Here is a 14,528-nt window from a genome sequence, read left to right as displayed (position 1 = left end):
TCAACTACGCATTGCCGGTAGCGAAGAGAACAGCTTGAATCACATAACCGGTCAACGTTCGCAGTATTGCTGAAATAACATCAAGATTTAGACCGAACTGGGAACCCGCCAGCGGCAACAGGATCAGGAGCGCGATCAGGATCAGCATGCCGAACGGCTCGAGCCGGGACAGGGGCAAAGCGAGCGGCCGGGGCAACAGCCCGACCGCGACCCGTCCGCCGTCGAGCGGCGGGATCGGCATCATGTTGAATACGGCCAGCACGGCGTTGATCAGCAGCGCATTCTTGAGATTGTCAAAGATCCATTGCGCTGAGCCTGCCGGCGCCCAGGGCAAAACGTGGAGCGCGAGGCCCGCGAGCAGCGCCAGTAGGATGTTGGTGATGGGGCCGGCGAGGGCGACCCAGACCATGTCCATCTTCGGATTGTTGAGCTTGCGAAAATTCACCGGCACGGGCTTGGCATAGCCGAACAGGAACGGCGAATGCGCGAACAGCAGCATCGCCGGCAAAATGAGCGTGCCGAACGGGTCGATATGGCGGAGCGGGTTGAAGCTGACGCGGCCGAGCTGCCAGGCGGTGTTGTCGCCGAGCCGGTGCGCCACGAAGCCGTGCGCGGCTTCATGGAACGTGATGGCGAGCACCAGCGGCAGCACCCACACAGAGAGATCATAGAAGGAAATGTTCACGTCGTATCTTGCCCGTATGTGCCTGTCGCCTTGCAGACGACCCGGCCAAACCGGCGGTGCAGCAACGCTTCAGCTCAACATAGGGTGGCCGGTTCCGAAATGCCACGCTGCAAATGATCGGCGAGCAGCGCCGCCGGGCGCGGCAGCTTGCGCGCGCGGTGCAGGCGGATGTCCGCCGCGGGCAGCGGCGGCAGACCATCGCGCAGGCCGAGAGTGCGCAGGCGAGGCGGCAGGGTGCCTGCCTTCACCACGGTGACCGCGAGGCCCTGCGCCGCGATCGCTTCCACCGCTGCCAGCGTCCGGCTGACAAAGGCGAGCCGCCAGGGCCGGTAGGCGTGATCAAGCGCCTCGGTGGCCCATTGGCGGAACAGGCAGCCGCGCGGGTAGAGCGCCACGGGCAGGGTGTCTTCCGCCACGGCGCGACAAGAGGCGGCGGCCGCCCAGACGGCCTGCTCGCGCCGCAACAGCTCACCACCGCCGCGCCCTTCCGGATGCATGGCGATAACGAGATCATAGGCCTCGCCGAGCCGGGCCGGCATGGTCGCGGTCAGTCCGGTCTCGACCTCGACCCTGACAGTCGGATGGCTTTTGGCAAAGTCCGCCAGCAGCGGCGGAATGACGATCGTGCCATAATCGTCCATCACGCCGAGGCGGATGACGGCCTCCGGCTTGCGCCCATGCAGAGCACCGACTGCCTCGGCATGAAGGGCAAGGATTCGCTGCGCATAGGCGCACAGCTCCTGGCCCGCCGCGGTCGGCACGACGCCGGAGCGATTGCGCTGAAACAGCTTTGTGCCGAGCCGCTCCTCAAGTCGCCTGACCTGCACGCTCACCGCCGACTGGGTCCGGTTGAGCTGGTCGGCCGCGCGCGTGAACGAGCGATGCTCGGCGACGGCGAGAAAAGCCCTCAGCAAATCGGGATCGAGATCGGACGCGGTCATGATGGAACGTTATCCCAGCATGACGGAAATTCCATTCCCAGTTTTGGCACGCCCCGTATGCTGTTCGTCGACCTGTCCGAGTGGAGGAATTGTGGGCGAGATTTTTGGCGTTCTGGCCGCAGTGCTGTCGAGTGCGCTGGGCGGCACCTCGATCGGCGCGACGCGCTATCTCGTGAGCAGTATCGATCCGCTGGCGATCGGCTCGTTCCGGTTCGGCATCGGCTTTCTGCTGCTGCTGCCGCTGACCTTGCTGCGAGGCGATCGTTGGCCGGCGCGAGGCGACTGGGCTGTTGCTATTGGGCTCGGCATCCTGTTCTTCGCGCTGTTTCCGATCCTGTTCAATGCATCTTTGATTTTCACGACGGCCGCGCGCGGTGCGCTCGCGCTGTCGACGCTGCCGCTGTTGTCGCTGGTGATCGGCGCCGCCCTCGGCAGCGAGGCCCTGAGCTGGCGCAAAGCGATCGGTGTCGTGGTGGCGACGCTTGGTGTTGCCGTCGCGCTGCTCACTGACCTCAGTTCGGCGCCATCAGGCGCCTGGCGCGGTGATCTCCTGATGATGGCGGCTGCACTGTGCATGGCACTGTACGGCATCTGGTCGAAGCCGGTGATCCGGCGCTCCAGCCCGATCGCCTTCACGACCATGAGCATGGCCGCAGGCGCTGCCTGTCTCATCCTGCTCTCGAGCGTCCGTGGCAGTTTCGCACCCATCGCAGATTTCGGCAGGTCGCAATGGCTCGCGGCGTTCTATCTCGGCGCATTTGGTGCGGCGCTGACCTTCTATCTCTGGGCCTTCGCGTTGGAGCGGACCACGCCGACGCGCGTGGCGATCTCGGTGACGGTCAATCCGACCACGGCATCGCTGGTCGGCGCCTGGCTGCTGCATGAGCCGCTGCGCTGGAATCTCGCCGCCGGCATCGTCGCGGTGTTCGCCGGGATCTGGCTCGCCACGACGACTGGACGGCGCGTTGAGGCCGCCGGCCTGTCTGCTTCAAGCCGCTCCTAAGATCACGCCGGGATCGTTCCCTGATATTGCGTCAGGCCGTCGTCGAGCTTCACCCAGACGAGCTTTTCCGAGACCCAGATGTGTTCGGTCGGTGCGAAAGCGTTGCGGTCGTCGAAGGTCGCGAGTGCGACGCCTGCCAGCGTGCCGTTGCGCCGCCAGGAGAACAGCCGCGTGCCGCAGGTCTTGCAGAACACGCGATCGATCGCTTCGGACGACTTATAGCGGCCGGTGTCTCCCTCGACGGTCAGCATTTTCTGGTCGAACTGGGCGCGGGCGAAATAGGGCGAGCCCATCGCCTTCTGGCACATGCGGCAGTGACAGATGCGCACGTTCAGCGGCTCGCCCTCCGCCTTGAACCGCACCGCGCCGCACAGGCATCCACCTTCTCTAATCATGCCACCCGCCATTCGCTGACTTGCCGCGCCATGTTCCAGTTGAGCTCATCGAGGTCGCCATCCATGTTGGTGTTCGGCCGGCTGACATTGGTGAAGGCGGCCCAGCAGAAGCCGCCATGGGTTCTGACCGCAATGGTGCTGGTGCCTGGCAGGCTGCCATTGTGCCACCAATTGTCTGATTTGTTGATGCAGAAACCCTTGGCGTAATCAGGGCTGTAGCTCGGCGCTGATGTCATCGTCTGGATGGTGTGCGGCCGCAAAATGTTCGCCGGCCGTGCATAGCCGTCGACATGCATCAGGAATTGCACGAGGTCGGTCGGCGTCGCGATCCAGCCGCCATGGGAATCCATGCGGTGGACGTTCATCTCGTAGGGACTTTCGACCTTGCAGTAATAGGCGACTTCGCCCGCCTGGCGCTGATCGCGAGTGTTGCCTGCGAGCGTCATGTCGTTGACGCCGCAACGGCCGAGCACTTCGGCGCGGACATGCTCGGCGTAGCGCTGGCCGGTAAGCTTCTCGATCACCCGGCCCAGCACGCAATAGCCGAAATTCGAGTAGGCGTAGTGCTGGCCCGGCGGACGGTCCAGCGGCCGGTTGGCCAGCGTCCAGGTGATCAGCTGCGCATGATCCATGTGCGGATGCGTGAACATGGGATCGTGGTTGTCGTTGGTCCAGCCGCCGCCGGTGTGTGTCAGGAGATGCTCGAGCGTGATCTGGTCGATGCCGGGCGAGGTGGGCGGCGCGCCGTAATCGGTGCCGAGCAGCGCACCGGGGCCGAACACGCGGTCGCCGAGCTTGACGCGGTTCTCCTCGATCAGCCGGAACAGCGTGACCGATGTGATCATCTTGCTGACGCTGGCGATGCGAAACAGGTGCTGCGGCGTCGTTGCTTCGTTCTGCTCGCGATCGGCCACGCCAAAGGCGGCCTGGTGCACGATCGCGCCGGCATAACCGATCGCAAAGGAGAGCCCCGGCACGTCGTATTTGCCCATGAAGGTCTGCGCCAGTCGGCCCATCGCTGCGCGTTCGGCCGGCGAGGGCGGGCGGATGCTTGGCGGGTTCGGCGCGAGCTGCGCGATTGCAGGATGCGAAAATAGCGACAGCGCGCCTGCGCCCGCTGCGAGCTTCACAAAATCGCGTCGCCTGAGCTGCATGGTCCGCCCCTTCGGAGTCCCCTTGGGGCGGCCAATGGCTCAGTAGGTCGCCCGTCCCCCGGAAATATCAAAGACCGCGCCGGTCGAGAAGCCACAATCCTGAGATGCAAGCCAGCTCACCATCGCGGCGAGCTCTTCGACCAGCACGAAGCGCGCTTTGGGGATCTTAGACAGCATGAAATCGATATGCTGCTGCGTCATCTGGTCGAAGATCGCGGTCTTGGCCGCGGCCGGCGTGACTGCATTCACGAGAATGTCATGCGCGGCGAGCTCCTTGCCGAGCGACTTCGTCAGCGCGATCAGGCCGGCCTTGGAGGCGGAATAGTGCGCGGCGTTCGGGTTGCCTTCCTTGCCGGCGATCGAGGCGATGTTCACGATCCGCCCGTATTTCTGTTCGAGCATCACAGGCACGATCGCCTTGCAGACGATGAAGGGGCCGTCGAGATTGATGCGCAGCACCTTGCGCCATTCCTCGAGGTCGGTTTCCCAGACCGGCTTGTTGACGCCGGCGATGCCGGCATTGTTGACGAGGATATCGATCTTGCCGAAGGCGGCCAGCGTCGCATCGCGGGCCTGCCCGACGCCTGCGGTGTCGGTGACATCGACCTTGAAGGTGCGAACGTTGTCGCCGATGTCCTTGGCGGTTTTCTCGGCCAAGCCTGAGTCGAAATCCCAGATCGCGACCCGGGCGCCGGAGGCGACGAAACGTTCGGTGATGGCGCGGCCAAAGCCCTGCGCGCCGCCGGTGACGACGGCGACCCGATCGTTGAGATCAATCTTGTTCATCAGATGTGATCCGGGTGGACGTCAGAGCATGTAGCCGCCGTCAACGACGAGGTCGACGCCAGTGGTGAAGGCACTCTCGTCGCTGCCGAGATAGATCGCCATGTTGGCGATTTCGTCGGCCGTGCCGAGCCGACCCATCTTCTGGCGCGAGATGAACATCTCCTTGCCCTGCGGGCCTTGCGCGGCCGCGCGGTCGAGCATCGAGGGGGTCTCGACGGTGCCGGGGCAGATCGAGTTGCAGCGGATGCCCTTGGTGATGAAGTCGAGCGCCACTGCACGCGACAGCAGCGACACCGCTGCCTTCGATGAGCTGTAAACGTAGCGGTTCGCCGGCGGCCGCAGCGCCGCGCAGGACGAGATGTTGACGATGCTGCCGCCGCCGCCTGCGATCATGTCGGGCAGGAAGGCCTTGATGGTCCGGTGCATCGACTTGACGTTGAGGTCGAACGAGAAATCGAAATCCTCTTCCGAGCAGTCCAGGATGCTGCCGTGGTGCACGAAGCCGGCTGCGTTGAGCAGGATGTCGATCTTGCCGACACGCTTGGCGAAGGCGTTCACGTCGGCGGTGTTGCGGACGTCGAGCTTGGCGACCTCGGCGATGCCTTCCTTGGTCAGGCCTGCGATGCCGGCCTCGTTGATGTCGGTTGCGATGACGGTCGCGCCCTCACGTGCGAACGCAACGGCGCATGCGCGCCCGATGCCGGCCGCTGCGGCCGTGATGACGGCGCGCTTGCCCTTGAGGCGGTCTGCCATGTTGTTTTTCTCCCTTGTGTTCATTCGAATGCCAACCCCACCTCATTGCGAGGAGCTCGTGACAAAATTGCGGAGCAATTTTGCACCGATGCGACGAAGCAATCCAGGACTGTCTCCGCGGAGATATCTCTGGATTGCTTCGCTTCGCTCGCAATGACGGTGTGGCTGCTAGTGATTATCCCGCGGCACGCCAAACGCCGAGGCGACGTTCTGGTAGCGCGTGGCGAGCTCCATACAGGCGCCGGTCGATTGCTGGCCGACGGTGTTGCGATAGATCTCCTGCCACGGCGTCTGGTTCGGCGGATGCTTGAAGCCGCCGGCGGCCTTGAGGTCGGCGTGACGCTTCTTCAGCTCCTCGTCCGTGATCAGGATGTTGGCGCTGCCCTTGTTGAGGTCGATGCGGACCTTGTCCCCGGTCTTGAGGATCGCGAGCCCGCCATTGGCGGCCGCTTCCGGCGAGGCATTCAGGATCGAGGGCGAGCCCGAGGTGCCGGACTGGCGGCCGTCGCCGATGCAGGGCAGGGCGAGGATGCCACGTTTGATCAGCGCGGCCGGCGGCTGCATGTTCACGACCTCGGCGCCACCGGGGTAACCGATCGGGCCGGTGCCGCGGATGAACAGCACGCAATGCTCGTCGATCCCGAGCGCGGGATCCTCGATCCGTTCATGATAATCTTCCGGCCCCTCGAACACGACCGCGCGTCCTTCGAACGCGTTCAGGTCTTTCGGGTTGCTGAGATAGCGCTCGCGGAACTCCTTTGAGATCACGCTGGTTTTCATGATCGCGGAATCGAACAGATTGCCGCGCAGCACCAGGAAGCCGGCATCCTTCACCATCGGCTTGTCGTAGGCCCAGATCACATCCTGATCGGGCTTGGGCGCACTTGCGCAGTTCTCGCCGATGCCGCGGCCGTTGACGGTGAGCGCGTCCTCATGGATGCGCTTGTGCTTCACGAGTTCGCGAATCACGGTGGGCACTCCGCCGGAGCGATGGAATTCCTCGCCGAGATAGAAGCCGGCCGGCTGAAGGTTGACGAGCAGTGGCACGTCGTGACCGACTTTCTGCCAGTCGTCGATTGAGAGCTCGACGCCGATGTGGCGCGCGAGCGCGTTGATATGGATCGGCGCATTGGTCGAGCCGCCGATGGCCGAATTTACCACGATGCAGTTCTCGAACGCTTTGCGGGTCAGGAAATCCGAGGGCTTCAGATCCTCCCAGACCATATCGACGATGCGCTTGCCCGTCTCATAGGCGATCTGGCCGCGCTCGCGATAGGGCGCCGGGATCGCCGCGCAGCCCGGCAGCGAGAAGCCAAGTGCTTCTGCAAGCGCATTCATGGTCGAGGCCGTGCCCATGGTGTTGCAGTGGCCGACCGAGGGTGCCGAGGAGGCCACGATCTCCATAAACTCTTCATAGTCGATCTCGCCGGCGGCGAGCCGCTCGCGCGACTTCCAGACGATAGTGCCGGAGCCGGTGCGCTCACCGTCATGCCAGCCGTTCAGCATCGGGCCACCCGACAGAACGATCGCAGGCAGGTTGACAGTCGCAGCGGCCATCATGCAGGCCGGCGTGGTCTTGTCGCAACCGGTGGTCAGCACCACGCCGTCGAGCGGATAGCCGTAGAGCACCTCGACCAGGCCGAGATAAGCCAGGTTGCGGTCGAGCGCCGCCGTCGGGCGCTTGCCGGTCTCCTGGATCGGGTGGGTCGGGAACTCCATCGCAATGCCGCCGGCCTCGCGGATGCCTTCGCGGACGCGGTGGGCGAGCTCGATATGGTGGCGGTTGCAGGGCGACAGGTCATTGCCGGTCTGGGCGATGCCGATGATCGGCTTGCCGGATTGCAGCTCGGCACGGGTGAGGCCGAAATTCAGGTAGCGCTCCATATAGAGCGCGGTCATGCCCGGATTATGCGGATTGTTGAACCAGTCCTGCGAGCGAAGATGGCGGCGGGTGCCGTTGCCGGCGGGCGCGTGCCCATTGGTTGGCTTTTTTGTCATGGGTTTCTCCTTCAATGCAAACGCACGGGCCGACGTTTGGGATGTCGATCGGTGCGCTGCCCGGCAGTGCGAGCAAGTAAAGACGGCCCGCCTGCTGGCGAACATTTCCTCATCGTTGGGATATTACTCACGGGTCGTTGGTAACGCTATCATTTTGTACGGCGGGCGCCCATTCACCCGCGCGGGGGCTCGCCGTCGGCCGTTGTGCTTGTGAACTCTGCCGTTCGATGACCGTGAAGCCGAGATCGAGCACGGGCTTTTCGGGACGCTTTCCCTCGATCGCCTCAATCAGCATCGCGGCAGCCGTGCTGCCCATCTCGTAACGGTTGGTCCGCACGCTCGTCAGCGTCGGCACCGAGGAGGCCATGAATTCGAGGTCGTTGAAGCCGACGATTGCGATCTGATCGGGGACCGGGATCTCGCGGCGGCGGCATTCGAAGAGAACGCCGAGCGCAAGGTCGTCATTGGCGCAGAACACCGCGTCGATGTCAGGCTCGCGCGCGATCAGATCGGCAAACAGCGCGCCACCCAGCGTCACCGAGGTCGGCGTCGCCGTCGTCACGATCAGTCTTTGGTCGAACAGGCCGGCGTCTTTCATGGCTGCGGCATAGCCGTCGAGCCGGCGCTGCACCCGGGGATCCATGCGGGCGCCTACGAAGCCGATCCTGCGGTGGCCCTGTGCGAACAAATGCGCAATTGCTGCGCGCGCTGCATCATAATGGGAAAAGCCGATCATCATGTCGACCGGATTGGGCCCAATCTCCATGATCTGCACGATTGGGCAGTCAGCCGCCTCTAGCATCGCGCGGGATTCGGTGGTCTGGTCGATGCCCGTGACGATCAGTCCCGCCGGCTTCTGCGCCAGGAACAGGCGCAGCAGCTTCTCCTCCTGAAGAATGGAGTAGCGCGTGTTGGACAGCTGGATCGAATAGCGGCTGCCTTCGGACGCATCGTAGATCCCGCGGAGCACATCGGAAAACACGTTGTTGGTCAGTGACGGAATCAAGACACCGATCACCTCGGTGCGCTGCGAAGCCAGCGCCCGTGCCGCAAGGTTGGGCACATAGCCGAGCTCCCGGGCCGCGCTTTCGACCCGCGTCCGCTTGGCGACCGACAGCGCCTCGGGATTGCGGAAGAAGCGGGACGCTGTGATCGGGCTGACGCCGGCCAGCTCGGCGACTTCCGCCAGCCGAATCTTGCCAGACTTGGTGCGCTTTCGACCCATTTGTTGCTCTTAACACAGCCTATCCCGCAAACAAAGGATCGTTGACAGCGCTACCAGCAGCGACTAACCAAAGACAAATTGCCAAACCCGCACAAACTGCTGACAATGTCGCCTGTTAAGAGGGCTTCAGGTCAGCGAAGTTCAGAAAAACAAGACGGTGGCGGCGCGCCAGTTGCGTCGTCTAAGTCGAAGGAGGGAGCTAGATGTCGTCTGTGCAAATCCGCGACGTGCGGAAATCGTTCGGCAATTTTGAAGTCCTGCACGGCGTCTCGATCCCGATCGAGGACGGCCAGTTTGTCGTCCTGGTTGGCCCCTCCGGCTGCGGCAAGTCGACGCTTCTGCGCATGCTCGCAGGCCTCGAGAACATCACATCAGGCACGATCTCGATCGGCGACCGCGTCGTCAACAATGTCCAGCCCAAGGAGCGGGACATTGCGATGGTGTTCCAGAACTACGCGCTCTATCCGCACATGACCGTCGCCGAGAACATGGGCTTCTCGCTGAAGCTGCGGAATGCCGGCTCGGACGAGATCAGCAAGCGCGTCAAGCGCGCCGCTGAGATTCTTGCACTGACGCCATTGCTCGACCGCTATCCGCGCCAGCTCTCAGGTGGCCAGCGCCAGCGCGTCGCCATGGGCCGCGCCATCGTGCGCGATCCCCAGGTGTTCCTGTTCGACGAGCCGCTGTCGAACCTCGACGCCAAGCTGCGCGTCGCCATGCGGACCGAGATCAAGGAGCTGCACCAGCGGCTCAAGACCACCACCGTTTACGTCACCCACGACCAGATCGAGGCCATGACCATGGCCGACAAGATCGTCGTGATGCATGACGGCATCGTCGAGCAGATGGGCACGCCGCTCGAGCTCTACGACAAGCCGGAAAACCAGTTCGTCGCCGGCTTCATCGGCTCGCCGGCCATGAATTTCCTGAAGGGGCACATCCGCGTCAACGGCGTTGCCACCTTCGAGGGACCGAACGGCGTCAAGCTGCCGCTCAAGAGCGCGCCGGCTGCCTCGGACGGCAAGCCCGTCGTTTACGGCGTCCGTCCCGAGCATTTCACCATTGCCGACGACGGCGCCGACGCCGAGATCGTCGTGGTCGAGCCGACCGGCTCGGAGACGCAGGTATTTGCGAAGGTCGGTGGCGAGCAGGTCGTCGCGGTCTTCCGCGAACGTCACCAGTTCAACCCGGGCGACAAGGTCAAGCTGAAGCCCGATCCGGACGTGATTCACTTGTTTGACGAGGCGACAGGCAAACGCCTGTAGCGACTTCAGAACGACCAAATACAATTAAAAAATCAGGGAGAGAACGATGAGCGATTTCGACAGGCGAAGTGTGCTTAAAGCCGGCCTGGGCGGCGCAGCGTTGCTGGCTGGCCCGGGGATCGTCCCCGTCCGGGCTGCGGAGTGGACCAACACGCCGGAGCCTAACGCCTCGATCCGCGTGCTGCGCTGGAAGCAGTTCATCCAGGCCGAGTTCGACAAGTTCGCCGAGCAGACCAAGAAGTTTTCCGAGAAGACCGGCATCAAGGTGAAGCTCGAGGCCGAGAGCTGGGAAGACATCCGCCCCAAGGCCGCGGTCGCCGCCAATGTCGGCGCGGGTCCGGACCTGATCATCGGCACGCTCGACGATCCCTTCAAATTCCCGGAGAAGCTGATCGACGTCACCGACGTTGCCGACTATCTCGGCAAACAATATGGCGGCTGGTATCCGGTGGCCGAGCGCTACGGCAAGAAGGGCAACAACTGGATCGCGATTCCGCAAGGCGCGACCGGCGGCTGCCTGAACTACCGCATCAGCCACATGAAGGCCGCGGGCTTCGAGCAATTCCCGAAGGATACCGACGGCTTCCTCAAGCTGTGCCAGGCCCTGAAGAAGAACAATACGCCGGCCGGCTTCGCCCTCGGCCACGCCACGGGTGACGCCAACGGCTGGTGCCAGTGGGCGCTGTGGGCGTTCGGCGGCAAGGTCGTCAACGACAAGAACGAGGTCGTGCTCGATTCTCCCGAAACGATCGCAGCCCTCGAATACGTCAAGCAGCTCTATGCGACGTTCATTCCGGGCGTGCTGTCGTGGAATGACTCGAACAACAACAAGGCGTTCCTCAACGGCGAACTCAGCCTTACCCTGAACGGCATCTCGATCTGGACCGTCGGCAAGACCTCGCCCGATCCGAAGCAGCAGGAGATCGCCAAGGACATGGACCATGCGCCGATGCCGATCGGGCCCGTGGGCGTGCCGACCGAGCAGCAGAACGTCCTCGTCTACTACGGTTACAAGCACTCGAAGTATCCGAAGGCGGTCAAGGAATACATCAAGTTCATGATGGATAAGGAGAACTACGACGCGTGGGAGGTCGCCTCCAACGGCTACGTCTCGCCGCCGCTTCCGGCCTATAATGACAATCCGGTGTGGACCTCCGATCCCAAGATCACGCCGTATCGCGACTGCCTAAAGCGTTGCCGCGACAACGGCTATGCCGGCGATCTCGGCTACGCCTCGGCCGCCGTCATGGGCGACTTCGTCGTGGTCGATATGTTCGCCGAAGCCGCCTCTGGACAGGCCACGCCGCAGGAAGCAGCAAAGCGCGCCGCCGAGCGCGCCAAGCGCTACTACCAGGTCTGATCTGCTACCACCTCGGCGGCGCCCGGTTTGCTGGGCGCCGCCGTTGTCGTTCTTGAAGGGGAGTCCGACATGGCCGTTATCGCCGAGCCCGCCGCTGCGCAGGTCAAGCGCAGCAGTTTGTGGAGCAGGGCGTTCGAAAGCCGAAACTTCCTGGGCGCCATGTTCATGGTGCCGGCAATCGCCATCCTCATTCTGTTTCTGGCTTACCCTCTGGTGCTCGGCCTGTGGCTCGGCATGACCGACACCAAGATCGGCGGGGTCGGGCGCTTCATCGGCTTCGGAAACTTCGTCTCGCTGGCGAAGGACTCCGTGTTCTGGCTGTCGGTGTTCAACACCATCTTCTACACCGTGGCCGCCAGCATCGTGAAATTTGCGATCGGTCTTTACCTGGCGCTGCTGCTCAATGAGCGGCTGCCGTTCAAGTCGATGATCAGGGCTATCGTACTGTTGCCCTTCGTGGTGCCGACGGTGCTCTCGGCGATCGCGTTCTGGTGGATCTATGACAGCCAGTTCTCGATCATCTCCTGGGTGCTGATCAAGGCCGGCTTGATCACGCGCTACATCGACTTCCTCGGCGATCCCTGGAATGCGCGCTGGTCGGTGGTTGTCGCCAACATCTGGCGCGGCGTGCCCTTCGTTGCGATTACGCTTCTCGCCGGACTCCAGACCATCTCTCCCTCGCTTTACGAGGCCGCTAATCTTGACGGCGCCACCAATCTGCAGCGATTCCGTCACATCACGTTGCCGATGCTGTCGCCGATCATCGCTGTCGTGATGACGTTCTCGGTGCTGATGACGTTCACCGACTTCCAGCTGATCTACACCATCACGCGCGGCGGTCCGATCAACGCCACGCATCTGATGGCGACGCTGTCGTTCCAGCGCGCCATCACCGGCGGCAATCTTGGCGAGGGCGCAGCGATCTCGAATGCGATGATCCCGTTCCTGGTTGCGGCGATCCTGTTGAGCTTCTTCGGGCTTCAGCGCTCTCGCTGGCAGCAAGGCGGAAGGGACTGACCATGAGCACCGCGGACGACCAAAGCGTCGGAATGGACTACCTCGAACGTTTTCCGCGGAAGTTTCTCCGCGTCTACCTTCCGCTCGGCCTGATCGTCGTCTTCCTGCTGTTTCCGTTCTATTGGATGACGGTCGCGACCTTCAAGCCGGACGCGGAGATGTACGACTACGAGAAGTACAATCCGTTCTGGATCGTACATCCGACGTTCGAGCACATCACAAAACTGTTCTTCGAGACCGACTATCCGCTGTGGATGTGGAACACGGTGATCGTCTCGGTGTCCTCAACTTTCATCTCGCTGTTCGCCAGCGTCTGCGCCGCCTATGCGATCGAGCGTCTGCGCTACAAGGGGTCGCGTTATGTCGGCCTTGCGATCTTCCTTGGCTATCTCGTACCGCCCTCGATCCTGTTCATTCCGCTCGCCGCGATCGTGTTCCAGCTCGGCCTGTTCGACGGCAATCTGGCGCTGATCCTGACCTATCCGACTTTCCTGATCCCGTTCTGCACCTGGCTGCTGATGGGCTATTTCCGCACCATTCCCTATGAGCTGGAGGAATGCGCGCTGATCGACGGGGCCACGCGGCTGCAGATCCTGGTCAAGATCACGCTTCCTTTGTCTCTGCCGGGAGTGATCTCCGCCGGCATCTTCGCCTTCACGTTGTCCTGGAACGAGTTCATCTACGCGCTGACCTTCATCTCCTCCTCGGAGAACAAGACCATTCCGGTCGGCGCCATCACCGAGCTCGTCAATGGCGACGTCTACCATTGGGGCGCCCTGATGGCGGCGGCCCTGACCGGCTCGGTCCCCGTAGTTATCCTTTATTCCTTCTTCGTAGAGTACTATGTGTCGGCAATGACCGGCGCCGTGAAGGAATGACCAGCGGGGCCTGCCTGAGAACGCGCCAACATGTCTCAAGAGCGGCGCGTTCCGGCCAATAAGAAGGAGTAGGCTCTTGCACATTCTGGTTCTGGGCGCCGCCGGCATGGTCGGCCGCAAATTGTGTGAACGTCTCTTGCGCGACGGCCGTCTCGGCAAGAGCGACATCACCAAATTGACCATGCACGACGTGGTCGAGCCCAAAAAGCCGGAGAAATCAGGTTTTGCCGTCGAGACCGTCTCGGGCGATTTCGCCGTGCCGGGCGCTGCCGAGAAGCTGATCGCCGGCCGTCCCGATGTGATCTTCCATCTCGCCGCCATCGTCTCGGGCGAAGCCGAGCTCGATTTCGACAAGGGCTACCGCATCAATCTCGACGGCACGCGGATGCTGCTGGATGCTGTCAGGCTGGTCGGTGGCGGCTACAAGCCGCGCGTGGTGTTCACGTCCTCGATCGCGGTGTTCGGCGCGCCGTTCCCGGATGCGATCGGCGACGAATTCTTCCACACCCCGCTGCTCAGCTATGGCACCCAGAAGGCGATCGGCGAGTTGCTGCTCGCGGACTATTCCCGCCGCGGCTTCCTCGACGGCATCGGCATCCGCCTGCCGACCATCTGCATCAGGCCCGGCCTGCCCAACAAGGCGGCATCGGGCTTCTTCTCCAACATCCTGCGCGAGCCCTTGGCCGGCAAGGAAGCGATCCTTCCGGTGTCCGAGGACGTTCGCCACTGGCACGCCACGCCGCGCTCGGCCGTCGGCTTCCTGCTGCACGCCGGCACCATGGACCTCGCCACGGTCGGTCCCCGCCGCAATCTGACGATGCCGGGCCTGTCGGCGACCGTCGGCGAGCAGATCGCGGCCTTGAAGCGCGTCGCCGGCGAGAAGGTTGCTGCCCGCATCAAGCGTGAGCCCGATCCTTTCATCGTCGGCATCGTCGGTGGCTGGCCGCGCAACTTCAACGCAAAGCGGTCACTCGAGCTCGGCTTCACCACCGCCGAGAAGAATTTCGACGATATCATCCGCATTCACATCGAAGACGAGCTGGGCGGCAACTTCGTCGCCTGAGCTAT

The 14,528-nt window shown here is 63.1% G+C and carries 14 protein-coding genes; 6 read left to right on the top strand and 8 right to left on the bottom strand.

Features of this window, described 5'->3' with window-relative positions; all coding sequences use genetic code 11:
• Positions 1-4 precede the first annotated feature (4 nt).
• Positions 5-685, bottom strand: coding sequence for a site-2 protease family protein (locus L6637_RS05510; protein ID WP_237858592.1), 681 nt, complete (start codon positions 683-685; stop codon positions 5-7).
• A 74-nt stretch (positions 686-759) separates the two neighbouring features.
• Positions 760-1,626 carry a LysR family transcriptional regulator gene (locus L6637_RS05505; protein WP_237869514.1) on the bottom strand — a complete coding sequence of 289 codons (867 nt, stop codon included), beginning with the start codon at positions 1,624-1,626 and terminating at the stop codon, positions 760-762.
• 91 nt (positions 1,627-1,717) lie between these two features.
• Between L6637_RS05505 and L6637_RS05500 the strand changes: the two genes are divergently transcribed.
• Positions 1,718-2,629, top strand: a complete 912-nt coding sequence (locus L6637_RS05500) for a DMT family transporter (RefSeq protein ID WP_237869512.1) — start codon at positions 1,718-1,720, stop codon at positions 2,627-2,629.
• Between the two features lie 2 nt (positions 2,630-2,631).
• On the opposite strand, the gene L6637_RS05495 is transcribed toward L6637_RS05500, so the two are convergent.
• The 6 genes from L6637_RS05495 to gntR all read right to left on the bottom strand — a co-directional run bounded on the left by L6637_RS05495 (position 2,632) and on the right by gntR (position 8,940).
• Positions 2,632-3,024 carry a GFA family protein gene (locus L6637_RS05495; protein WP_237858589.1) on the bottom strand — a complete coding sequence of 131 codons (393 nt, stop codon included), beginning with the start codon at positions 3,022-3,024 and terminating at the stop codon, positions 2,632-2,634.
• A complete protein-coding gene (locus L6637_RS05490) occupies positions 3,021-4,178 on the bottom strand; it encodes a serine hydrolase domain-containing protein (protein ID WP_237858587.1) in 1,158 nt (385 codons plus the stop codon). Before L6637_RS05490 ends, L6637_RS05495 begins: the two co-directional genes overlap by 4 nt.
• Positions 4,179-4,217: 39 nt before the next feature.
• Positions 4,218-4,964: an SDR family NAD(P)-dependent oxidoreductase gene (locus L6637_RS05485; protein ID WP_237869510.1), complete on the bottom strand. Its 747-nt coding sequence runs from the start codon at positions 4,962-4,964 to the stop codon at positions 4,218-4,220.
• Positions 4,965-4,985: 21 nt separating this feature from the next.
• Entirely contained in the window at positions 4,986-5,717 is a 732-nt protein-coding gene (locus L6637_RS05480; RefSeq protein ID WP_237858584.1) for an SDR family oxidoreductase, read from the bottom strand.
• 168 nt (positions 5,718-5,885) lie between these two features.
• The gene (locus L6637_RS05475; RefSeq protein ID WP_237858583.1) at positions 5,886-7,715 is read right to left on the bottom strand and encodes an IlvD/Edd family dehydratase; all 1,830 of its coding nucleotides are present in this window, start codon (positions 7,713-7,715) and stop codon (positions 5,886-5,888) included.
• A 127-nt stretch (positions 7,716-7,842) separates the two neighbouring features.
• Entirely contained in the window at positions 7,843-8,940 is a 1,098-nt protein-coding gene (gene gntR, locus L6637_RS05470; protein WP_237858582.1) for an HTH-type transcriptional regulator GntR, read from the bottom strand.
• Positions 8,941-9,143: 203 nt separating this feature from the next.
• Here gntR and L6637_RS05465 point away from each other — a divergent pair, with 203 nt between their 5' ends.
• The 5 genes from L6637_RS05465 (at position 9,144) to denD (ending at position 14,523) form a co-directional block, all read left to right on the top strand.
• A complete protein-coding gene (locus L6637_RS05465) occupies positions 9,144-10,205 on the top strand; it encodes an ABC transporter ATP-binding protein (protein ID WP_237858581.1) in 1,062 nt (353 codons plus the stop codon).
• Positions 10,206-10,251: 46 nt separating this feature from the next.
• A complete protein-coding gene (locus L6637_RS05460; protein ID WP_237858580.1) occupies positions 10,252-11,565 on the top strand; it encodes an ABC transporter substrate-binding protein in 1,314 nt (437 codons plus the stop codon).
• A gap of 69 nt (positions 11,566-11,634) precedes the next feature.
• Entirely contained in the window at positions 11,635-12,582 is a 948-nt protein-coding gene (locus L6637_RS05455; protein ID WP_237858578.1) for a carbohydrate ABC transporter permease, read from the top strand.
• 2 nt (positions 12,583-12,584) lie between these two features.
• Complete coding sequence (locus L6637_RS05450) at positions 12,585-13,460, top strand: carbohydrate ABC transporter permease (protein ID WP_237858577.1); 876 nt, start codon at positions 12,585-12,587, stop codon at positions 13,458-13,460.
• A gap of 76 nt (positions 13,461-13,536) precedes the next feature.
• Positions 13,537-14,523 (top strand): D-erythronate dehydrogenase, encoded by a 987-nt coding sequence (denD, locus tag L6637_RS05445; protein WP_237869508.1) that lies wholly within the window; start codon positions 13,537-13,539, stop codon positions 14,521-14,523.
• Positions 14,524-14,528 lie beyond the last annotated feature (5 nt).

Origin of the sequence: Bradyrhizobium zhengyangense, from assembly GCF_022012435.1 — a bacterium.
Taxonomy (GTDB): Bacteria; Pseudomonadota; Alphaproteobacteria; order Rhizobiales; family Xanthobacteraceae; genus Bradyrhizobium; species Bradyrhizobium zhengyangense.
Note: the sequence above shows the minus strand (reverse complement) of the source record. Positions and strands in the feature narration are given on the sequence as shown.

Coding starts and splice junctions, on each gene's coding strand:
- gntR (WP_237858582.1), bottom strand. CDS start 8,940: ATGGGTCGAAAGCGCACCAAGTCTGGCAAGATTCGGCTGGCGGAAGTC.
- L6637_RS05455 (WP_237858578.1), top strand. CDS start 11,635: ATGGCCGTTATCGCCGAGCCCGCCGCTGCGCAGGTCAAGCGCAGCAGT.
- L6637_RS05485 (WP_237869510.1), bottom strand. CDS start 4,964: ATGAACAAGATTGATCTCAACGATCGGGTCGCCGTCGTCACCGGCGGC.
- L6637_RS05460 (WP_237858580.1), top strand. CDS start 10,252: ATGAGCGATTTCGACAGGCGAAGTGTGCTTAAAGCCGGCCTGGGCGGC.
- L6637_RS05475 (WP_237858583.1), bottom strand. CDS start 7,715: ATGACAAAAAAGCCAACCAATGGGCACGCGCCCGCCGGCAACGGCACC.
- L6637_RS05490 (WP_237858587.1), bottom strand. CDS start 4,178: ATGCAGCTCAGGCGACGCGATTTTGTGAAGCTCGCAGCGGGCGCAGGC.
- L6637_RS05450 (WP_237858577.1), top strand. CDS start 12,585: ATGAGCACCGCGGACGACCAAAGCGTCGGAATGGACTACCTCGAACGT.
- L6637_RS05505 (WP_237869514.1), bottom strand. CDS start 1,626: ATGACCGCGTCCGATCTCGATCCCGATTTGCTGAGGGCTTTTCTCGCC.
- L6637_RS05495 (WP_237858589.1), bottom strand. CDS start 3,024: ATGATTAGAGAAGGTGGATGCCTGTGCGGCGCGGTGCGGTTCAAGGCG.
- L6637_RS05465 (WP_237858581.1), top strand. CDS start 9,144: ATGTCGTCTGTGCAAATCCGCGACGTGCGGAAATCGTTCGGCAATTTT.
- L6637_RS05480 (WP_237858584.1), bottom strand. CDS start 5,717: ATGGCAGACCGCCTCAAGGGCAAGCGCGCCGTCATCACGGCCGCAGCG.